This window comes from Zobellia sp. 1_MG-2023 (assembly GCF_030549125.1).
Taxonomy (GTDB): domain Bacteria; phylum Bacteroidota; class Bacteroidia; order Flavobacteriales; family Flavobacteriaceae; genus Zobellia; species Zobellia russellii.
On record NZ_JAUOSY010000019.1, the window covers coordinates 1 to 3,647 of the forward strand.

Here is a 3,647-nt window from a genome sequence, read left to right on the forward strand (position 1 = left end):
AAAAATTATAATCCGCCCAAAATATACATATTTATTTTTTTTGGGCCGAGCGGTACAGTACAGGACGGAAAGCTTTTCCCCATCATATAATTTTGTCCCCAAACGTAATAACCCTTCAAATGAAAAATACAGCACAACAGTTCAAGTACGTAGACCATCTTTGGGACGATAAGAAAGCCGCCGCACTGGGCGATGACCAGGTGGCCCTGTTCCTATACCGCTCCAATATCCTGGGGGCCGACCTAAGGATAACCAACTATGGCGGTGGGAACACCAGCTGCAAGACCATCGAAAAGGACCCCTTGACCGACCAAGAGGTGGAAGTGATGTGGATCAAAGGTTCCGGCGGGGACATCGGTACCCTGACCAAGGCCGGTATCGCAGGGCTCTATACCGAAAGGCTCAGGAACCTGAAGAACGTTTACGGCGGCCTGGAGGACGAGGACCGCATGGTGGGCCTTTTCAACCATTGCATCTACGACCTGGACAGCAAGGCCCCTTCCATTGATACCCCCTTGCACGGCCTGTTGCCCTTCAAGCACATAGACCACCTACACCCCGATGCCCTGATCGCGGTGGCCGCGGCAAAGGACAGCGAAAAGGTGACCAAGGAGATTTGGGGCGATACCATGGGCTGGGTACCATGGCAGCGGCCGGGTTTCGACCTGGGCCTGCAACTGGAAAAATGTCTGGAGGACAACCCCGGTATCCGTGGGATAGTCCTGGGCAGCCACGGGCTTTTCACTTGGGGGGACACTTCCCATGAATGTTACATGAACAGTCTTGAGGTCATCGAAATGGCCTCCGAATATATAGAGAACAAGATCAAGGCCAACGGAAGCGTTTTCGGGGGACAAAAAATAGAGAGCCTACCAAAAGAGGAGCGTCTGGAAAAGGCCGCACAGCTTATGCCCATGTTAAGGGGACTGTGTTCTTCCAACAACAGGATGATAGGCCATTTTAACGATAGCGACGTGGTCATGGAGTACATCAACAGTAACGACCTGGAGCGGCTCGCGCCCATGGGCACCTCGTGCCCCGACCACTTTTTGAGAACCAAGATCCAGCCCTTGGTACTGAAACTGGATGCCAACGAGGACCTTTCCGATACGGAAGCCGTGCTCGCCAAGCTCCGTCCTGCCTTTGAACAGTACAGAAAGGAATACCAAGCGTACTACGACGACCATAAACGTGCCAATAGCCCCGCCGTTAGGGATGCCAGTCCGGTAATCATCATCTATCCGGGAATAGGCATGTTCAGCTTCGCGAAGAACAAGCAGACCACCCGTGTGGCCAATGAGTTCTACATCAACGCCATAAACGTCATGCGCGGTGCGGAAGCCATCACGGAATATACATCGTTGCCAAGACAGGAGGCCTTCGATATAGAGTACTGGTTGTTGGAAGAGGCCAAACTGCAGCGTATGCCAAAGGAAAAACCTTTGTCACGTAAAGTAGCCCTGGTCACCGGAGCGGGGGGCGGCATAGGAAAGGCCATTGCCGACAAGCTCGCCGCGGAGGGCGCCAACGTGGTACTGACCGATATTGCCGAGGACAGGCTGAAGGAAGGCGTAGCCACCTATCCAAGGGACACCGCAAGCTATGCCGTGTGCGACGTCACCAAAAGCGCATCGGTAGCCGACGCCTATAAAAAGGCATGTCTGGAGTTCGGGGGCGTGGACATCGTGGTGCACAGCGCGGGTCTCGCCATTTCAAAACCCCTACAGGACACCTCGGAAAAGGATTGGGACATACTGCAGGACGTCTTGGTAAAGGGGCAGTTCGAACTGGCCAAGCAGGCCGTGGCCATCATGCGCAAACAGGACAAGGGAGGTGACTTTATAAGCATAGCCAGCAAGAACGGGCTCGTATCCGGGCCCAACAACGTGGCCTACGGAACGGCGAAGGCCGCACAGCAGCATATGGCGCGCCTATTGGCCGCGGAACTGGGGGGCGACAAGATAAGGGTCAATACCGTAAACCCGGACGGGGTGATCGTGGGCAGCAAGATATGGGAAGGCGATTGGGCCGAGGGACGTGCCAAGGCCTACGGGATCACCGTTGAGGAGCTTCCCGCACATTACGCCAAACGCAACCTCCTGAACGAGATCATATACCCCAAGGATATCGCGGACGGGGTGTTTGCATGCGTGGGCGTATTGAACAAGACCACTGGCAACATCATCAATGTGGACGGGGGCATGGCGAATGCCTTTGTAAGATAGATCGTTTTGAGTTAGTTTGTTTTTATTTCCATGGGCCGTACGGCCCATGGAAGTATTTTTACCAAAATCAAGAACTTTATGAGAATAGATAAAAATCGGCTTGGTGATGCCAACCAAAACGGAATCACCGGTCACAATGAACGTTTCGACTTTTTAGCACATACCCTTTCTAACAAGGGGAACGACGTTAACGCAATTATCAAGAAACTACAGGACTTCCAAGTAGCTATACCCAGTTGGGCGTTAGGGGCCGGCGGTACTCGCTTCGGTCGTTTCGGGTTTCAAGGAGAACCCTCTAGCCTAGAGCTGAAGATAGACGATGTGGGACTGATTCATTCACTTACACAAAGTGCGGGCGCCATATCTTTACATATTCCATGGGATGTTCCAACGGACTACAACTCCATAAAGGATCTCGCAGACTCCCACGATATTATCTTCGATGCTGTCAACTCCAACACCTTCCAGGACCAAAAGGACAGTAAGGAAAGTTACAAGTTCGGTTCTCTGAGCAACACAAGTAAAGCTTCTCGCGAACAGGCTGTAGCACATAATATAGAGGTAATAAAAATTGGAGATAAGCTAGGTTCCAAAAGTTTAACGGTTTGGTTAGCGGACGGTTCTAATTTTCCTGGACAGACCAATTTTCAATCTGCATTACAAAATACAGAAGATAGCCTTAAGGATATCTACAAAACCCTTCCCGAAGACTGGAAAATGTTCATAGAATATAAGCCTTATGAGCCCAATTTTTATAGTACGGTAATTCAAGATTGGGGAACTTCATTCATGCTTGCCAACGCATGTGGAGATAAAGCATATACCTTGGTAGATTTGGGACATCATTTACCTAACACCAATATTGAACAAATAGTTTCTACATTAATGTTAAAGGGTAAACTGGGAGGTTTCCATTTTAATGATAGCAAATATGGCGATGATGACCTTACCGTTGGTAGTGTTAAACCTTATGCCCTGTTTTTGATTTTTAATGCGTTGGTTTATGGAATGGAAAATAATCCTCAAAATCCATATCCGGCTTGGATGATAGATGCCAGCCATAACATAAAAGATCCATTAGAGGATTTGATTCAATCTTTAGAGGCCATACAGGAGGCGCACGCAAAAGCTCTACTTGTAGACCAAAAACTATTGACCGAGGCACAATTGAATCATGATGTGGTTAAATGTCAAGAGATTCTTCAAGATGCCTACCGTACGGATGTTAGACCTCTATTGGAAAAAGCAAGATTAAACAGAGGTGGAGCTTTAAGTCCTTTAGACGCTTATCGATCTTTAAATGTAAGAGAAAATTTAATTAGGGAAAGAGGCGCTGACTCTGTCGCATCCGGACTATAACCACAACACCATGAAAACTAAAGTAACGGCCGTATTCGATATCGGGAAGACCAACAAAAAGTT

At 49.1% G+C, this 3,647-nt stretch carries 2 protein-coding genes; both read left to right on the top strand.

Going from position 1 to position 3,647, the window contains the following annotated elements; all coding sequences use genetic code 11:
* Positions 1 to 119: 119 nt before the first annotated feature.
* Positions 120 to 2,225: a bifunctional aldolase/short-chain dehydrogenase gene (locus Q4597_RS19630; protein WP_303407795.1), complete on the top strand. Its 2,106-nt coding sequence runs from the start codon at positions 120 to 122 to the stop codon at positions 2,223 to 2,225.
* Positions 2,226 to 2,303: 78 nt separating this feature from the next.
* Positions 2,304 to 3,584, top strand: coding sequence for a sugar isomerase (locus tag Q4597_RS19635; protein ID WP_303407796.1), 1,281 nt, complete (start codon positions 2,304 to 2,306; stop codon positions 3,582 to 3,584).
* The last annotated feature ends 63 nt before the right edge of the window (positions 3,585 to 3,647 follow it).